Raw genomic sequence first — 16,283 nt, forward strand, 5'->3', positions numbered from 1 at the left:
GGCTGAAGGACAAGGAAAACAGATGAGCGTCATCCCAAACGGGACGACGCTCATCTGTTCAAAATCATTTGAAGTTTTTCAGTGCCCTCTATGCCAGAATGGTGTTTTCTTTGCATTGAGATGGATGAATTCGGGGAATGGAATGATGAGACGCGTTTGAAAGGAGATTGGAACATGAAATTGATTGCCATCGATTTAGACGGGACGTTATTGTCTCGAACTGGTGTCATCACAGAAACGAACCAAGACGCAATCCGGCGTCGCCAAGCCGAGGGAGATTTGGTCGCCATCTCTTCGGGCCGATCGATTCACGATATCGAAGAGTTGCTGCGACGGAGCAGATTGACTTGTCCAATCTTGTCCGGGAACGGGGCAATCGCTTTCTATGAGAACGAACGCATTTATTACCACGCGCTCCCGAAAGACGTCGTACAGGAGTTGTGGGATGTGGCCCATGAGCACGGAGCGTATGTCGAATTTTATACGAATGCCGGGGTGAAAGTACTCCGTTCGGGTACCGATTTACTGAAGGGCGAGTTGGATGAGGTGTTGCCGCACGACCAATCGTTCACACGAGAATGGGGCGAGCGGGAGATTGAGATTCAAAACGAACAGTTCGGGCTGACCTATGTTGATGCGATCGAGGACATCGACTTTGAGGCCGACGAAGTGTACAAAGTCTTTGTCTATTCATTCGATCGGCGCAAACTGCACGAGCTCCGGAAACTGTATGAGCCTCGGACCGACATTTTGATCACGACGGCAGGCTGGACAAAAATCGAGATCGGTCATCCGAATGCGAGCAAAGGGATGGCCTTGACGCAGTTGGCAGAGCATCACGGCATTCCACAAGCGGATATTGTGGCCATCGGGGACAATTTGAACGACATCTCGATGTTCGAAGTGGCGGAAACGAGGATTGCGATGGGGAACGCCGTCGATCCGTTGAAAGACATCAGCACCCATATCACGAAGGATGTTGAGGACGATGGCGTCGCCTATGCGCTCGACCATTATATCGACGACTAAATTTTGAAGAAATGGTGAACAGGGATTCGATGTCACGTAAAACGGTTAATGTATTAGTGTAGTCCTCATTCAACGTGTTGAGCTGAAAGGGGGCAACGGATGAAACGAAGATTCAATCGTTGTTTGACTGAGGCCGGCTCGGTGAAACGAGAGACAAGTTGGTTGAAAGACCGGCGGACTAGGTGATCTCCTGATTCAAACTGTCGTCCACCTGACCTCGCGCGAGAGGTGAGGGGCAGACAAAAAGGATATGTGGGAGGCAAAACGTCTAGGAAGCTCGGTGTTTCAAAACAGGTGGGCATGATGAGGTTCATGATGGATCTCAACCTTATTACGTCGAAACGCAGTTATGGCCGTTTTGGAGGCAATGTCTCTGTGCAGGGCCAGATTGATGTTCAGACGAACGAATGCTCCGAAATCACGTTCTGAACCGCGTCCATTTTCTAGCACGTATCGATTGATTGCACGGGACGGTCGACTGGGAACTTTCTCGGTCGGATGAAAGTCCGCTCTACTAGAATCGCTCACCGTTAAGCGCCACGATACGTGGCGCTTTTTCTTATGGGGCGAACGTGGCGACCCGATCCGGTTGTTTGCCATCTGCTCGTTCAAACTTCACACGATGGCCGTCTGCGGCCTGTTCGACCTGAAACGTGTAAGCGACGCCAGGTTCGTCTTCGAACGTCACATCATAGACGTAGCCGCTTAAGGAAAGGGTACCGTCAATCGAATAGGTTTCCGCCGAAATGTTATAATGAGTCGCAAGGTACTGCTCTAAGGCACGTTCGCGTTCTTTAATTTCGGTCGAGTAGCGGACGTAGAGGAAAGTAGCGGCCGTGATGGTGACGACGAGGGTGAATCGGAGAATCGTCTCCCAGTTTCGTTTTGGCATGAGCGCGTCTCCTTTCCATATCTGTAAATAAGAATTTCAAAATATTTTACGAAAAATTCTGACAAATTACAAGAAAAAAATGTAGAGGAGTGACGACATGCCGAAAATATATTGGCTCGGGACGTTCGTGAGCGGATTGATCCTCATGATGATGGGGGAAACGGATGCTGTCCCACGTATCGTGCCCTATTTTTTGATGGCGCTTGGCGTGACGGGCTTTCTTGTCCAAGCTTGGTTCGAACAAAAACGACGCCGCTAAGGGCGTCGTTTTTGATTAAATCGATTCGAGCAACTGATTCAACAATGTGTCGATGTCTGCTTGGAGCGCATCGGCTTGTTGCTGCAACGTCATTAATTCTTTTAAATCGTTCGTCTCATTCATCTGGTGCAGGAGTGCTTGATGTGATGCTTCGAGCTCGGTCAGGCGAGCTTCATCAACTGAGGTGTCGCGAGTCGTTTCTTGCTTCGGTTTCACGAGTTTCGGTTTAGGAACGGCGACCTCTGTGTTCATTTCATGTTGCCGTTTCTCGAGCGCATACGACACGTTTCCCGGGAAATGTGTCGCTGTCCCATCAAGCCAATACGTGATCGGGAACAGCTTGCTCAAGAAGTAGCGGTCGTGTGAGACGGCGACGAGCGTGCCGGTAAAACGGTCGAGTGCGTCTTCGAGTGCCTCACGCGCTTCGATGTCGAGATGGTTCGTCGGTTCGTCTAACACGAGCACGTTGATGTCCTCGTGCATGAGGATGGCGAGCATGAGCCGCATCTTCTCACCGCCGCTCAAATCTTTGACCGGTTTGAAGACGCTCGCGCCATAGAAGAGGAATTGGGCCAGCAATTGACGGGCCTTCCCTTCATCGACAGCGATGCGGTCACGGAACGCCTCGATAAGCCGATGGGAGTCATCAAAGTCGATGTGTTGGGACAAGTAGCCGATTTGGGCCCGTTCCGCTCGTCGCACCTCGCCTGTCGCCGGTTCGAGGTGACCGAGCAATACTTTCAACAGGGTCGACTTGCCGCTCCCATTTGGGCCGACGATGGCGATGCGTTCGCCATGACCGGCGTAGAACGAGACGTGTTCGAAGACGGTCCGGTCGTAAGTGACCGTCACGTCGGTCGCCTCGAACACATCGCGTCCGGTCCGCCCCTGAGCCGTGAACTGAATGTCCGGTTGAACGGCCTCGAGTCGTGGTTTTTTGATCGTCTCGATGCGGGCGAGCGCTTTCTCCATCGATTTGGCGCGCCGATAAAACTTCTCGTTCGGTGGATTGCCTTCGTTCGCCCACTGTCTTAGCTGTCGAATCGTTTCCTTCATCTTCTTGATTTTCTTTTGTTGCTCCGTATAGGCATGGAATTGATCGAGCAACTTCTTTTCTTTTTGGGCGACGAACGCGCTGTAGTTGCCATCAAAACTAGCCAACTCCCCGTCCTCACATTCGACGATGCGTGTGGCGACGGCGTCGAGAAACACGCGGTCGTGTGAGACGAGGAGAAGCGTGGACGGACTGTCACGCAGGAATGACTCGAGCCAAGTCATCGCTTCTAAATCGAGATGGTTCGTCGGTTCGTCGAGGATGAGCAGTTCCGGCTCTTGGAGCAACGCCAAGGCGAGCCCGACTTTGGTCCGTTCTCCGCCGCTGAGTGTGTCGAATGGGCGGTCGACGAAACTTGTGAGCCGTAATCCATCGATCATCGCATTCACTTTCGAATCGATGGCATAGCCGCCGCCGTTCTCATAGCGCATCTGCAGGGCGCCGTACGTCTCGAGGAGTGAGTCGATGTCGTCACTTGAGATCATCTGTTCCTCGAGTCGTCGCATCTCGTCACCGAGTCTCGTCAACTCGGCGAACGCGGTATAGAGTACGTCTCGCCCTGATTTACCGGGATGGGCAGGAATCTGGGCCAAATAGCCAATCGTCAGCCGTTGTTTTCGATAGATCGTCCCTTCGTCGGGCGAATCGGCGCCGACGATGAGGTGTAGGAGTGTTGTCTTGCCGCTCCCGTTCCGTCCGACGAGCCCGATTCGCTCGCCTGCGTTTACCTGAAGATTGGCATCGATTAAGACGGCGTGGCCGCCGAATTGTTTTTGAATATGTTGTAATTCGATTAACATAGATGGTTCCTCCTAAAGTAGAGGCCTATCAAAAAAACCGAGCGCAAAGAAGCGCTCGGCAAGAAAGAGAGGCGCTTTGTCGTATTTCAGCAATGTCTAAAAAAGGACAGACGGGTCCTGTGGTTACGCGACATCGTGAAAAATCGCACGCAAAATGTACAAATGTTCTGTTGACCAATGCGTACGTCCGACAAAGTTCACCTTTCTCCCTCCTTTCTATCATCATTACGCTCATTGTAAGCGATTTCGGTCAGTTCGACAACTAGAGAGACAGGAATTTCAGGAAACGGTGTCGTATTGTTTAGGCATCAGAAAGGAGAGACGCTATGCGCAAGGAATGGCTCGGTGCTATCAGTTTAACGCTCGCCGCCAGCATTTGGGGCGGGATGTACGTCGTCAGTAAGTATGCGCTCGGCTATATCGAACCGTTCACGCTCGTCTGGATGCGTTACGCCGTCGCTTTTGTCGTCCTGTTTATAATGTGGTGGGCGTTCGGACGCGAGCAGATTGCCAGGGGCGCCTGGAAGTGGATTGCGCTCGTCGGAGTCGTCGGCTATGTCGCCTCGATTTCCTTTCAATTTATCGGCACGAAACTCTCAAATGCCCATACCGGATCGCTTGTGACGGCGGCGACGCCGGCGTTCATGGTGATCTTCGCCCGGTTGATCTTGAAAGAGCGGCTCACACCTGTCAAAATCGGGTCACTTCTGTTGGCGTCGCTCGGGGTCATCATCGTCGTCGGCTGGCACGTCGAAGGCACGTATTTCATCGGTAGTCTCGTCTTGGTCGGTGCCGCCATCACGTGGGCGCTCATGTCCATCTATGTGAAAATCGCTTCCGAGACGATGTCGTCGTTAACGATCACGACGTTCGCCATCGGCATCGCCTTCGTATTGATGACGCCGCTCATGGGAATGGAAGTGGCTGCATCCGGTTTACCGGATATGACCACGGTGTTGTGGCTCAGCGTGTTATACGTTGGCATCATTTCGACGGCCGGGGCGTTCTTCTTTTGGAACAAAGGGATCGAACTCATGGATGCGAGCGTCGGGTCGCTGTTTTTCTTCTTCCAACCGCTCGTCGGGGGTTACCTCGGCTGGCTCGTCCTCGACGAACGGCTCGACCGCAACTTCTTCATCGGTGCCGCCTGCATCATCACGGCCGTCACCTGGTCGACACTCACCGAACGACGGCAAAAGCGTGTCCGCGAGACACGTCAAGCTGAGGAGCGCCATATCTTATAACCAAAGACGACCGACCCGCTCTGGGCCGATCGTCTTTTTAAAATCCGTGATGATCGAGTTTGTCTTCGTCGCGCTTCATCTCGAGTTCGAGCCGCTGAATCGCGAGTTTCTCTTGCTCGATTTTGAGTCGAAGTTCTTCTAAACGCGCCTTCCGTGTCTTGTTGAACGTGTCTGCGGCGATGGACACGACGACGATGACCATGATGTAGAAAAAGAAATCCATTTGATACGCCTCCTTTTAGTGTGAGCCGAACAAATCCGTCACCAGCTGTTGTGTGAGGAGCGCCTCACGACCGTCCGTCATGATGGCCGTATCGTCGGTCAACGCCGAGATAAAGTGGTCGATCGCTCCTTGAAAGCCTCGTTGAGTCAAGAGTGTGTCCCATGACCCGAACGTCTTCGTCGAATGGGCGCCGTGCTCGAAGCGCTGAAGCGTCACCATCTCATCGACCGTCACGCGAAGTCCGTCCCGGATGGCGCTCAGCCCTTCGTGATTGGTCCCGGCCTTGCGGTGCATCGATGTCGTGTGCAGTCCGTATTCGTCTTGCCAGACGTGGCGGGCGAAATGAAGCTCGTTCGCTTCGGTCTTCTCCAAATGCCCTGTGACTAGACGCAACTCGCTTCCGGTGAGATACCGGATCGTGTCGACGACGTGTAAATAATCGTCGAGCAACGTGAACTGATAGTCGTGGCCGCGCAAACCGTCCCCGCGATGCTTGACGAAGTCGAGCGTGCGGAACGGAGCGGCTTCTTTCACGTGCTGATACATCGGGGCGAAGCGGCGATTGAAACCGACCATGAGCTTCCGGTTCGTCTGCTCGGCCAGCTCGACGAGACGTTCCGCCTGTTCGATTGTCGCAGCGAGTGGTTTATCGACATACACATCGACACCGTGTGCGAGCAGATAGGAGACGACGTCGAAATGCGTCTCGGTCGAACTGTGGACGAACGCCGCATCGACGGACGCCGCAAGCTCGGGAAGTCCTGTGAATGACTCCATCCGATGGGCCCGACAGATCGCGTCGCGTTTGGCGACGGTCGGAGAATAGGCACCGATCAGTTCGAACGATGTGCTGTTCGATAAAATCGGTAAGTACGCTTTCTGAGCGATGCCGCCGAGACCGACGACACCAATTTTAGGCTGACGCATATGTACCACTCCTTTTCTATCATCATAACGAAAAAAGAACCGAATGACACGTACGCGCGGTGCGTCAGGTCATTCGGTTCTTGCTTATAAGCTGGCAATGAGGACGATGTCGCCCTCGGGTGCCGTGTTACCGCGTTCGGGTTCTTTCGTGACAGCGACGGTATCCCAGTCCGTCTCCGATTCAGTCGAATCGAGTGTATAGATGACGGTCCCGTTGCCTTTAGCATCCGTCACGAACGCCCCGGTCGGAATCGGGGAGTCGTCTTTTATGAGCCAAACTTGATATACCTCGTTCGCTTCGAGCGCATCGAGTCCGTTCGTTTGGACGATGAGCTGGCGCTGGCCGTCCTGTTCGGCGAGGTAAGCCACGCCTTCCGATTCGCCTTCGAGCGGGACGGTCTCGGTCAAGGCGATGCCGCTCGGGTCATCTTGGTTCAATAGCAGGTAGCCGTTCCCGATCAAGGAGAGCATGAGTGCGGCTGCGAGAGCGAGCGCTCCCCAGGGCGTCTTCTGGTTCTTCTTCTTGGCAGTGAACGGTGTGATCGGGGTCGGTTCGTCTGGTTTCGACGCTGTCTCCGTATCGTCTTCTGCGAACACGTTGTCGAGGATGCGTGCCTTCATCCCGCTCGGTGGTTCAGCCGGTTCAGAGAGGAACGCGACGCCGCCGACGAGGGCCTCGAGTTGTTCGAGCTCTTCTTGACACGATTGACATGTCGCGAGATGCGCTTCGAACCGGATGCGTTCGTCTTCCGTCAAATGCTGGTTGAAATAATCAATCAATTGGTCACAAGCGTTCATCGTTCCACCTCCTTATCGATCAAATCATGGGATAGATGCCTTCGTAACTGTTTCAACGCTAATCGAATCCTTCCTTTTACGGTGCCGAGCGGGATGCCACACGCATCGGCGATCTTTTGTTGGCTGAGCCCTTGGAAATACATGAGACGGACGACTTGTTGTTGCTCGACCGGAAGCTCGGCCATCGCCGTCTCGATTTGCGTTCGCTCTTCTTGCCATTCGACCTCGGTCTCGACGGACGGGGCCGGGGCCGGGATGGCTTCAGCGTAAGACTCGTCTAGTTGCAGGTCGGGTTTTCGTTTGCGAATCAAGTCGATCGTGACGTGACGGCTCATCGTGAACAGCCACGATTTGAATTTTCCTTTTGAGTCATCATATACGCCGCCGCGCCATAGTTTGATGAATACTTCCTGCATCGCTTCTTCGGCGAGGTCGCGGTCTTTCGTCAACTGCATGACAAAGGCATACAGGATTCGTTCATAGCGATCATAAAGTGCCTCGAGCGCTTGTTTGTCTTTTTGCCTGACGCGCTCGTACAATTCAATATCAGTCATGGCTGTCTCCTTTATCCATAAGGGAATCCCTTGTATTGATCTAACGGATGAAACCGTGAAATGGATGCCTATTTGAGGTGACTATTTTGTGAACGGTCGTTATGTAGTCCCGTGTTTAACGGGAGCATGTCGATGTCGCGTCGCCGAGTCGGTGAAAGAGTTTCAAATTCAAGGCACAGAGCAGTCGATACGTCACGTAACTAAACAGCATTGCTGTGAGGAATGTGATGAGAAGCGCAAATCCGTTCGGGAGCCATTGTTGCCAAAATGAATATGTCCGTATGCCGAACAAAAAGGCGAAGACAAGTCCGAACCCGATCACGATTCCGCTATACTGACAGTAGTAGCGGCTTAAACGATTTTTCATGTTGCACGTCCTTTCTCCTTTTACTATACGAGAAGGGGTATGGCGACACAAGGAGGATGACGATGAAACGATTTACAAAGGAAGGACGGACGCTCATCTGTTTTGATTTCGACGAGACGTACTTCCCGCATGCTTGTTCCGCAAAGCAGTTGGAGCACTTGCGGCAACTCGAAGATTTTCTCGATCATCATTCACATCGCTTATCGACGATGTGGGTGACGGGGAGTTCGCTCGAGACGATTATGGAGAAAGTGAAGCGGGCCGAGATGCGTTACTTCCCACATCGAATCGCGGTGAGTCTCGGGACAGAGCTGTATCAAGTGACGGCGTCCGGACAACTGGAGCTTGATCCCGGTTATTCGTCACGGTTTCCCGATGATTTTTCAGACCGCGTCACCCAAGTCGTCGACAGGCTAGGGCGAACACTCACGATTGAACCACAGACGAATCTTGGCACAAGCGGCTGGATGCACAATTATTATTACTTCGGCAAGAGCGCACAGGAGCTCGAGCATATTCGTTCGAGTGCCGGTGACTTCGGAATCGCGGTCAACGTCAGTCGTTGCAACCCGCTCGCCGGGGATCCGGCAGACGCCTACGATATTGATTTCATCCCACGAGGGGCGGGGAAAGTCGCTGCAGTCGACTACGTGTGCGACCGATATACGTTTCAAACCGAGCACGCCTACGCGTTCGGGGACAGTGGGAACGATTTAGGAATGTTGGGGTATGTCGGTAACGGCTATGTGCTTGGCAACGGGACGGAAGAAGCCAAACGAGAACATGGTCGTGTCACCGAGGGCATGTATGCGGATGGGATTCTAGAAGTGTTGCATCGAGCGATGCGATAGACGAACTCAAGCGCTGGCAACTAGACGTAGCGCTGCGGTCTCCACCCGCTCGAACAAATGAGTTTTCAGCCGGTGGGTCGTCAAATCGAGCGGGAGACGCTGCTTCCAAAGCTCGGTGAACACCTCGAATAGGACGGCCTCGGCCCAGTCGGCTCGCGTCGTCAAGCGGTGGGTGAGCGAATATAAGATGCGCTCATAGCGGTCGTACAGCAGTTCGAGCGCGGAAGTGTCGCGGTTTAACAATCGTGCGTATAAATCGTGATCGGATATGAATGACATGGTGAACTCCTTTAAGAATGAGACTATCTCGGGTTAAGTTGCGGGAAAATGACGGAACCTTCTTATTTCTCTTATAAGGTGAGCGTAAACGGTTACTTGCTGATTCGAGCACATTCAAAAAACACCCGAGGTCCGCGTCTAGCGGCCAGGCGGGTGTTTTTGGGTTAAAACGACGTATAGCAGTGAGGGCATGTCTGGGTGTTCCCACCGGACCGTTTGAACGTTTTCTTACAGTTCGGACACGTGACGGTCTCGGTGTCTTGGCCGAACAGGCTGCCGCGGTTGAATAAGACATTTCGCAAATTTGGCAAGGCTTTGGCGGTATAAATCATGGAGATGAATAGGACGATGGCCAAAACGGCCAACATGACATATGTCATAACGGGCGTACTCCTTTCGCAAAAGATTCATTTCTTCTAGCATACGGCAAATCGCTCAAACGCACACCTCTAGACTGGAATTACGAACAAATGTTCGATATAATAAAGGTGACAAAAGGAGGGAGATCAGATGAGGCAAGAGGTCATGCGTTGGATGCGGAACGGACAAGTCGTAGAAATGGTGTATATCGATCGGAACGGGGTCATTTCAAAGCGACGCGTCAAACTGATGAAGCTGCAAGGCGATCGACTTGTCGCATGGGATATACGCAAGAAGGCCCGTCGGACATTTTGTATGGAACGTGTCCTCGCCTGTCTCCCGACGATCGAACGAGATTCAGGACGAGAGGAGGGAATTGGATGACACCACTTCCGAAATGTTCGGCGCCGGCCGAACGGGCGCTCAAGGCCGCCTATATCGATACGCTCGAACAGTTGGCCACGTATACGAAGCAAGAGATTGCGGCCTTACATGGGGTCGGGCCAAGTGTGCTGCGAATCTTGGAAACCGCGCTTCATGAGCAAGGACTTCGGTTCACCGACAGCGAGATACATTCCTAGTCCCGTCCTGGACTAGGAATTTTTTGGTTGGGCGATTGCATTGCACGTAAAAAGGGAAGTAATATATTTGTCATCTCCATTACAGCCTAATATCTAGTACTATGACGATAAGGTTTGCGAACCTAGCGACACCCATGAGAAAGGAAGTACACAGCATGAGGACGAAACGTTTATCCGCCATTCTAGAAAATGAGATGGATGACATCGAACGCGATCCATGGGTGACCGGAATTGAGACAGATTCCAGAAAGGTCAGTCCAGGGAATTTATTTATCTGTATCCGCGGTTATACGGTGGACGGACATGAATTCGCTGAGGATGCCGTCTCCAAAGGAGCGGTTGCTGTCATCTCGGAATACCCGCTTGATCTTGAGGTGCCGAACCTTGTCGTCGCGGACACGAAGCGGACAGCCGGCGTGGTGGCCAGTGCCTTTTATGACCACCCTTCACATCGGATGCGTATTTACGGTGTCACCGGTACGAATGGCAAAACGACGACCGCGACATTGACATATGATCTATTTCGTCTGTCCGGACGACCGGTCGGGATTGTCAGTACGATTGGAGCACGTTATAAAGATCAAACATTAAAAACACCAAATACGACGCCGGAAGCCGTCGTCTTACATCGTATTTTGGCCGAGATGGCGGATGCCGGCGTGACCGACTGTGTCGTCGAAGTCTCCTCGCATGCAATGATGGAAGGACGTGTCGAAGGCGTCCGATTTCACGCGGCGGCGTTCACGAACTTGACGCATGACCACTTGGATTACCATCGCTCAATGGACGAGTACGCCCGGGCCAAAGCCCGATTATTCGAACAAGTCGAAACGACAGACGGGGACGCCATTATTTTGAACGCCGAAGACCCGGCCAGTAAAACGATGGCCGCCTTTGCCCCGACCCGTCGACGTATCATGTATAGCACGCATGCGGACGTACCGGCCGATATCCAAGTCATTTGGCATGACCAAACGGTAGTCGTCAAAATGAACGCACTGACGATTGAGGCGCCGGTCCGCTTCATGGGCGCATTCAACGCCGCCAACCTGGCTGCGGCCATCGGTCTCGTCTCGACGTCGGAACTGATGTTGCGCTCCATCATCGCCAACGTGCCGGGACTCACGCTTCCGAAAGGTCGGCTCGAACGACTCGATACGGAAGACGCCGAGATTTATCTCGATTATGCCCATACGCCTGATGGTCTCGAGAAGTGTCTATCGACGCTTCAGCAAGGGGAACGTGAACTCGTTGTCGTCTTGAGTGCGGCCGGAGACCGAGATCCGACGAAGCGGGCAGAGATGGGTCGAATCGCGAGCCGCTATTCAGACGATTTAATCGTGACAGTACATGACGTGCGGACGGAAGACCCGAGGCACATCATCGATGGATTGCTCGAAGGTGTTGATTCGAACACGCATTACGTGACGTTCGAGGAACGGCGAGATGCCTTGCGCCATGCAGCGCAACAAGCGCTCGTCGGGAAACGGATCGTCGTCGTCGGAAAAGGTCATGACCATGTCGAACGAGTCGGACAAGAGTCGATTCCGTTCAACGAATCGGACATCTTGCTCGATGAATTAAAAAAATTAAAAGGCCAAGAACCGGCCGTTTAACGAAACGATGACAGCTGTCATCGTTTTTTAATGTGTCATTTTAGGAAAAGAAGGTAATTACTCTTACTGTAACGCTATCGAAGGAGGGAACTACACATGTCAGTTTTGTACAAAGAGTTCACAAATGATGAAGAAGTCGTGACCGCCATTCAATCGATGAAAGCGAAAGGGATTGAGGACAAGCACATTTATGTCATCACCCATGACGATGACCGGACCGACCGTGTGGCCGATAATGCCGACGCGAATACGGTGACGGCATCAGACGTCGGCCTGGGGACGGCCGCGAAAAATGTGTTCCGTAAAAAAGGGGACGAGCTTCGAGCCCAATTCGAACAGCTCGGCTTCTCATCGACCGAAGCGGATCAACTCGAGAAAAAATTAGACCAAGGCAAGGTGATCGTCGTCGTCAAAGACGCACCAGCCGGATTCACGTTATAATTCCACCACCATGGAGAATACAGAGACAGGGCTGAATCGATGGATTCAGCCCTGTTTGTTAGTCATGGATCCGAACGACGGTCCGACCGCTCAGTTCGCCGCGCATCATCGCCTCAGCGTGGCGAGGGATGTCATGCAACGGAATCTCATGAATCATATGGTTGAGCACGTTAGAATCAAGCAGCTCATCCAGTCGTTCCCACGCCTTCAGACGACGTACGATGGGTTGCATGACCGAGTCGATGCCGATTAATTTGACTCCGCGCAAAATAAACGGATAAACAGTTGTTGGAAGGTCGGAACCGCCGACAAGTCCGCAAGCTGCAACGGCACCTTCATAACGCGTTTGACTCAAAATATTCGCAAGAGTGGCCCCGCCAATCGAATCGATTGCCGCGTCAAACCGCTGTCGAGCTAACGGACGAACCGCTCCCTCAAGCTCGTGTCGATCGATGACGGTGTCAACGCCAAGTGCTTGCAAATAAGGGGAGTCTGTCTTTCCTGTGGATGCGATGACGTGATAGCCAAGTTTATGAAGTAAGATAATCGAAAAACTGCCTACGCCTCCAGTTGCACCTGTTACTAGCACTTCTTCCCCTGGTCGAACGCCAGCGGACTCAAGCGCATCGATTGAAAGCATGGCTGTCAATCCAGGTGTCCCGATTGTGATGGCATCACGCATGTCCATACCTTCAGGCAGTTTTACAAGCCAGTTTCCGGGAACTTGTGCAAATTGACTGAATCCGCCGAAGTGTCGTTCGCCGATCCCGAAACCGGTGGCGATGACTTCATCGCCGGCTTTGAAGTCGAGATGATCGGACTCGACGACCTTGCCGACAAATTCACATCCAGGGATGAACGGGTATTGATTAATGATTTTTCCGGGTTCGGTAAGACCGAGGGCGTCCTTATAATTGAGTGCGGAATAATGGACCTCGACGAGGACGTTACCGTCTTCTTCTTTTGGAAGCGCGTCGAGTTTGACGTCCGTCACCTTGGCGTGAAGATGGTCATCGGTCTTGTCGAGGACGAGTGCTTGAAATGATTCGTTCATGGTCAATTGGCCCCTTTCGCTGATCCGTATTCTATTCCTTTGTTATGATTCCCTACCTGCCAAAATATATACACGAATGTTTCGTTCTAACAGGGAGTGGAATGGTACAATGAAAGAGATTCAACTAGAGTGAGGAGGAATGAAGCATGCGGCACGACGACTATGAGTTTGATGAAGAAGTAGAAGAAGGCGAATTGTTCAACGTATACGACATTCTGCCACCGGATGGTACCATTCTTGAGATGGCAACGGCCGAAGAGATGGTACGTGCGGCGGAACTCGAGGCGACACATAATGCGCTCGAGCGAATCCAAGACTCAAACTTTCAGTTGTCAGGGGTAACCTTTAAAGAGTTGCTGGCAGAGTTCGAACGATACGAGCAAGAATCGATGGAATTCTGGACAGGTGTTTATAGCCGATTGCGCATTCCATGGGCATGGACGATTCGAATCGATGTGGCCAACGGTCCGATTCACGTCGTCAATGACCGCGACATCTTTATCGATGAAGCGGACTTCGAAGAGTACGATTTCGAGGAATATGCTGATGATGATTACGAAGAAGAAGACAATCAATGAATCTAAAAACGTCTTTCCCTCATTCAGGGAAAGACGTTTTTTTGCTGTCGAGGAGAGCAACACGGATGCGCGTTACTTCTGTTGCTCCGAACCAAAGTCCGACGCTACATAAGATGGCGACACCGCTCACCATCGCTCCGACAATCGCCGTGTCCCCAATCATCGTGAACGACAATCCGAGACTGAACAAGCCGAAAAATAATAATCCTCCTGCAATCGTCTTCATGACTTAGCCACCCTTTCTCATTTCATCTGTCTCTAGTGTAGGCGGTTGAACCTAAAAAGGGTGGCTGAATTTTATACCAGGTGAAAAATCAGTCTAGGTCATACACCGAATATGTCTTGCCATTCTCGAACGGCTCGTCTAGCAAGTGTTTCGCCAAGATGCGGGCGACCGTTTCAGGGGTGCGCAATCGTCCTTCCGTCACATAGGAGCGGAACTGTTCAACGTCACGGAACGCGTCTTCTGACGAGGCCCGAATGCTTTCCTGCATCGCGGTGTCCATGACGCCTGGATTGAACAAGGCGACCTTGTCGTCCGTATCGGTCAATTCAAGGGCGACCGTCTCGGTGAAATGATCGAGCCCGGCTTTCGTTGCACAATAGGCACTCCAGCCCGAGATGGGGCGCTTGGCGGCCCCAGAGGTCACATGGATGAGCGAGACGGGCAGGTCGCATGCGAGCACCGCGTTTGTCAAGAGCATCGGGGCGAGCAGGTTGGCTTGGACGTGGGCGATGAGCTGCGCAGCGTCCAATTGACCGGCCCGATGAATCGGTTCAATCAACGCCGCATTTTGGACGACGAGCAAAGACGTTGCCGTCTCGATGAGCGGCTTCATCTGTCCAATTGCGGCCAGTGTGCTTGTCGGATCAGCTAAGTCGACCTTGACGTGACGGAACAAAGCATCGGTCGCCTGCGTCCGTGAAAAATTGACGACCTCGTAATCACGCTTCAATAGTTCTTCGGCGATGGCACGGCCGAGGCCGCGCGATGCACCGGTCACAATGGCTAGTTTCATGACAGTTCCTCCTATTCGTGAATCGTCTTTCGATACCCGTAAAACGGGCGGAAATTCAATTTCTCGTAGTACGTGTGGGATGAAGCGCTCGCGAGCATCTCGAGGCGCGTTTCGGGGTAGAGCGCATGCACGTGTGACAGCAGTCGCTCGCCAATCCCGAGGCGACGGTGCGAGGCCGCGATGAGCAGTTCGCACACGTACAGGCTCACGGTCGTGTCGGTCAATCCAAGCAAGTAGGCGATCACCTGTCCTTCTGACTCGACGACATAGGCGACGTTCGATTGCCGCCACACCTGTTTCGTCAACTCGTGTTGTCGGACGAGTTGACTCCAACCTTCCGTTTCATTCAACGCTTGAATCTGTTCGAAGTCACGTTCTTCGTATGGGCGGATGTTCAAGAAGACACACCTGCTTTCTGTTCGATGACTTTCATGAGGTCGAACGCCCCGTCTGACTCGTTCGAACAGACGACCGAGACGATGTCTGTGGCCGGATAGTAAGCAGAATGAAAACTGACGCCGGGGTCATAGCCCATGACATGATATTTGAAGACGTGTCGATTCGCGTCCAATTGAATCCACAGACCGTAGCCATAATGTACGCCTTTGTCGTTTATCTTCACATGAGGAGTCAGCAGTCGTGATGTCATCTCCTCATCAAGTAGGCGATGAGCGAGCAGGGCGTTCCAAAGTTTGGCCATATCTTGTGCCGTCACGAACGCACCGCCGTCCGCGCCGCCTTTTATGGGAATCGAGTAGTGGTTCGTCCGCCAAGAGCCGTCCGCGTGGTCGATATACCCGAGCGCCGTGTGCGCTGGTAAGGCATCGAGGGAGAAGTACCCCGAATCGGTCATGTCGGCCGGTTTGAACACGAATCGTTCGATATAGTCCGAGAACGTCAACCTGCTCGCTTGTTCGATGATGAGGCCGAGCAGGATATACCCGGCATTATTGTATTGGAACATGCCCTGTTCTTGTCGCATCGGTTTGTGCTGGAACATCGGGAGAAAGTCACGTAGCTGTCTGATGTGATACATTGGACGCTGTCGCCACAATTCCTCGAAATCGTCCATGACAGATTCGTCGAAATAGTCGGGGATGCCGGACGTGTGGGTGAGCAACTGTTCAACTGTCACGGCTGGGTCAAATCGGGGGAAGTCGATGTCCAAACTCTCGCGGAGTGTCGACGTAAACGACAATTTTCCTTGTTCGACGAGCTGGCAGATGGCAATCGCTGTGAACAGCTTACAGCCCGAAGCGATGCCGAAGCGGGTCGACGTTTGATTTTCGATTTGTTCGGCCCGATTCGCTTAGCCTTGCTGAAGTTCGAACAGGATGTCGTCTTGTCGCATGACGAG

General features: G+C 52.6%; 23 protein-coding genes. 9 read left to right on the forward strand and 14 right to left on the reverse strand.

Annotation, left to right across the window (positions count from 1 at the left end; all coding sequences use genetic code 11):
- Positions 1-174: 174 nt before the first annotated feature.
- Complete coding sequence (locus KNP02_RS12605) at positions 175-1,029, forward strand: HAD family hydrolase (protein WP_214709739.1); 855 nt, start codon at positions 175-177, stop codon at positions 1,027-1,029.
- A 559-nt stretch (positions 1,030-1,588) separates the two neighbouring features.
- Here the strand turns inward: KNP02_RS12605 and KNP02_RS12610 are convergent.
- A complete protein-coding gene (locus tag KNP02_RS12610) occupies positions 1,589-1,921 on the reverse strand; it encodes a hypothetical protein (RefSeq protein ID WP_214709741.1) in 333 nt (110 codons plus the stop codon).
- A gap of 97 nt (positions 1,922-2,018) precedes the next feature.
- On the opposite strand from KNP02_RS12610, the gene KNP02_RS12615 reads away from it, so the two are divergent.
- Complete coding sequence (locus tag KNP02_RS12615; RefSeq protein WP_214709743.1) at positions 2,019-2,180, forward strand: hypothetical protein; 162 nt, start codon at positions 2,019-2,021, stop codon at positions 2,178-2,180.
- A gap of 15 nt (positions 2,181-2,195) precedes the next feature.
- Here KNP02_RS12615 and abc-f read toward each other — a convergent pair whose 3' ends face one another.
- Complete coding sequence (gene abc-f / locus KNP02_RS12620; protein WP_214709745.1) at positions 2,196-4,034, reverse strand: ribosomal protection-like ABC-F family protein; 1,839 nt, start codon at positions 4,032-4,034, stop codon at positions 2,196-2,198.
- Between the two features lie 326 nt (positions 4,035-4,360).
- Between abc-f and KNP02_RS12625 the strand changes: the two genes are divergently transcribed.
- A complete protein-coding gene (locus tag KNP02_RS12625) occupies positions 4,361-5,278 on the forward strand; it encodes a DMT family transporter (RefSeq protein WP_214709747.1) in 918 nt (305 codons plus the stop codon).
- A 37-nt stretch (positions 5,279-5,315) separates the two neighbouring features.
- Here KNP02_RS12625 and KNP02_RS12630 read toward each other — a convergent pair whose 3' ends face one another.
- From KNP02_RS12630 to KNP02_RS12650, 5 genes are all read right to left on the reverse strand, one after another.
- Positions 5,316-5,501, reverse strand: coding sequence for a hypothetical protein (locus KNP02_RS12630; protein ID WP_021065953.1), 186 nt, complete (start codon positions 5,499-5,501; stop codon positions 5,316-5,318).
- Positions 5,502-5,516: 15 nt separating this feature from the next.
- The gene (locus KNP02_RS12635) at positions 5,517-6,428 is read right to left on the reverse strand and encodes a Gfo/Idh/MocA family protein (protein WP_214709749.1); all 912 of its coding nucleotides are present in this window, start codon (positions 6,426-6,428) and stop codon (positions 5,517-5,519) included.
- Positions 6,429-6,512: 84 nt separating this feature from the next.
- Positions 6,513-7,226 carry an anti-sigma factor gene (locus KNP02_RS12640; RefSeq protein ID WP_214709751.1) on the reverse strand — a complete coding sequence of 238 codons (714 nt, stop codon included), beginning with the start codon at positions 7,224-7,226 and terminating at the stop codon, positions 6,513-6,515.
- A complete protein-coding gene (locus KNP02_RS12645; protein WP_214709753.1) occupies positions 7,223-7,780 on the reverse strand; it encodes an RNA polymerase sigma factor in 558 nt (185 codons plus the stop codon). The genes KNP02_RS12640 and KNP02_RS12645 overlap by 4 nt, the downstream gene beginning before the upstream one ends.
- 115 nt (positions 7,781-7,895) lie before the next feature.
- Entirely contained in the window at positions 7,896-8,147 is a 252-nt protein-coding gene (locus tag KNP02_RS12650; RefSeq protein ID WP_214709755.1) for a hypothetical protein, read from the reverse strand.
- 62 nt (positions 8,148-8,209) lie between these two features.
- Between KNP02_RS12650 and KNP02_RS12655 the strand changes: the two genes are divergently transcribed.
- The gene (locus tag KNP02_RS12655; protein ID WP_214709757.1) at positions 8,210-8,998 is read left to right on the forward strand and encodes an HAD family hydrolase; all 789 of its coding nucleotides are present in this window, start codon (positions 8,210-8,212) and stop codon (positions 8,996-8,998) included.
- A gap of 6 nt (positions 8,999-9,004) precedes the next feature.
- Here KNP02_RS12655 and KNP02_RS12660 read toward each other — a convergent pair whose 3' ends face one another.
- Both KNP02_RS12660 and KNP02_RS12665 read right to left on the reverse strand, forming a co-directional pair.
- Positions 9,005-9,277, reverse strand: coding sequence for a hypothetical protein (locus KNP02_RS12660; protein WP_214709759.1), 273 nt, complete (start codon positions 9,275-9,277; stop codon positions 9,005-9,007).
- A 164-nt stretch (positions 9,278-9,441) separates the two neighbouring features.
- Positions 9,442-9,657, reverse strand: coding sequence for a hypothetical protein (locus KNP02_RS12665; RefSeq protein ID WP_251126428.1), 216 nt, complete (start codon positions 9,655-9,657; stop codon positions 9,442-9,444).
- 130 nt (positions 9,658-9,787) lie between these two features.
- Here KNP02_RS12665 and KNP02_RS12670 point away from each other — a divergent pair, with 130 nt between their 5' ends.
- From KNP02_RS12670 to KNP02_RS12685, 4 genes are all read left to right on the forward strand, one after another.
- Positions 9,788-10,021: a hypothetical protein gene (locus tag KNP02_RS12670; RefSeq protein WP_029594535.1), complete on the forward strand. Its 234-nt coding sequence runs from the start codon at positions 9,788-9,790 to the stop codon at positions 10,019-10,021.
- The gene (locus KNP02_RS12675) at positions 10,018-10,218 is read left to right on the forward strand and encodes a helix-hairpin-helix domain-containing protein (RefSeq protein WP_029594536.1); all 201 of its coding nucleotides are present in this window, start codon (positions 10,018-10,020) and stop codon (positions 10,216-10,218) included. Before KNP02_RS12670 ends, KNP02_RS12675 begins: the two co-directional genes overlap by 4 nt.
- Positions 10,219-10,373: 155 nt before the next feature.
- Positions 10,374-11,834 (forward strand): UDP-N-acetylmuramoyl-L-alanyl-D-glutamate--2,6-diaminopimelate ligase, encoded by a 1,461-nt coding sequence (locus KNP02_RS12680; protein ID WP_214709761.1) that lies wholly within the window; start codon positions 10,374-10,376, stop codon positions 11,832-11,834.
- A gap of 96 nt (positions 11,835-11,930) precedes the next feature.
- On the forward strand, positions 11,931-12,275 hold the full coding sequence (locus KNP02_RS12685; protein WP_034779525.1) for a YflT domain-containing protein: 345 nt from the start codon (positions 11,931-11,933) through the stop codon (positions 12,273-12,275).
- 58 nt (positions 12,276-12,333) lie between these two features.
- On the opposite strand, the gene KNP02_RS12690 is transcribed toward KNP02_RS12685, so the two are convergent.
- A complete protein-coding gene (locus KNP02_RS12690; protein WP_214709763.1) occupies positions 12,334-13,329 on the reverse strand; it encodes an MDR family oxidoreductase in 996 nt (331 codons plus the stop codon).
- Positions 13,330-13,475: 146 nt separating this feature from the next.
- Here KNP02_RS12690 and KNP02_RS12695 point away from each other — a divergent pair, with 146 nt between their 5' ends.
- Positions 13,476-13,907, forward strand: coding sequence for a hypothetical protein (locus KNP02_RS12695; protein WP_034779522.1), 432 nt, complete (start codon positions 13,476-13,478; stop codon positions 13,905-13,907).
- Positions 13,908-13,926: 19 nt separating this feature from the next.
- Here the strand turns inward: KNP02_RS12695 and KNP02_RS12700 are convergent, their stop codons facing one another.
- From KNP02_RS12700 to KNP02_RS12715, 4 genes are all read right to left on the reverse strand, one after another.
- On the reverse strand, positions 13,927-14,133 hold the full coding sequence (locus tag KNP02_RS12700; protein ID WP_034779520.1) for a hypothetical protein: 207 nt from the start codon (positions 14,131-14,133) through the stop codon (positions 13,927-13,929).
- 88 nt (positions 14,134-14,221) lie between these two features.
- A complete protein-coding gene (locus tag KNP02_RS12705) occupies positions 14,222-14,926 on the reverse strand; it encodes an SDR family NAD(P)-dependent oxidoreductase (protein WP_214709765.1) in 705 nt (234 codons plus the stop codon).
- An 11-nt stretch (positions 14,927-14,937) separates the two neighbouring features.
- On the reverse strand, positions 14,938-15,324 hold the full coding sequence (locus tag KNP02_RS12710; protein WP_214709767.1) for a GNAT family N-acetyltransferase: 387 nt from the start codon (positions 15,322-15,324) through the stop codon (positions 14,938-14,940).
- On the reverse strand, positions 15,321-16,217 hold the full coding sequence (locus tag KNP02_RS12715; RefSeq protein ID WP_353047326.1) for a serine hydrolase domain-containing protein: 897 nt from the start codon (positions 16,215-16,217) through the stop codon (positions 15,321-15,323). The genes KNP02_RS12710 and KNP02_RS12715 overlap by 4 nt, the downstream gene beginning before the upstream one ends.
- Positions 16,218-16,283 lie beyond the last annotated feature (66 nt).

The sequence above is a fragment of the Exiguobacterium sp. s40 genome (assembly GCF_018617905.1).
Classification (GTDB): domain Bacteria; phylum Bacillota; class Bacilli; order Exiguobacteriales; family Exiguobacteriaceae; genus Exiguobacterium; species Exiguobacterium mexicanum_A.